The organism is Brevundimonas sp. UBA7838 (genome assembly GCF_002500885.1).
Taxonomy (GTDB): Bacteria; Pseudomonadota; Alphaproteobacteria; order Caulobacterales; family Caulobacteraceae; genus Brevundimonas; species Brevundimonas vesicularis_C.
In genome coordinates this window covers 7,708-8,029 of the sequence record NZ_DLTK01000084.1, presented here as the reverse complement: position 1 = coordinate 8,029, position 322 = coordinate 7,708, and the positions used below count along the sequence as shown (strand labels likewise).

Below are 322 nucleotides of genomic sequence, written 5' to 3'. Positions count from 1 at the left end.
TCGCGGCCGGGTCGCCCGCCGCCCAGGCCGAGCTGACGGCCGGCGATGTGATTACCGCCATCGCAGGCGTGCCCGTCGCCGACGCTCGCGCAGCCGCGATCGCGCTACAGGGCGCCTCGGGATCGGTCGAGGCGACCGTGCTCAGAAATGGAGAGGCCCTGAACCTGACCCTGTCGCTTTAAGGCAGGGTCAGACGCCGACGCGGCGCTGTCTGGCAGGCTCCAGACAGCGAAACGCCCGCCTTGCCAGGGAGGGGGAGGGGAAAGGCAGGGCGGGCGCTCGCTTGGAGGAAGCATCGGCCGCCGGAGCCCGTAAACTGGAA

At 70.8% G+C, this 322-nt stretch carries 1 protein-coding gene; it reads left to right on the top strand.

The genetic code is table 11. The annotated features are described in order from the left end of the window. The coding region (locus B3T77_RS06815) for a PDZ domain-containing protein (RefSeq protein WP_292078296.1) at nucleotides 1-182 on the top strand (182 nt) is incomplete at its 5' end. Nucleotides 183-322 lie beyond the last annotated feature (140 nt).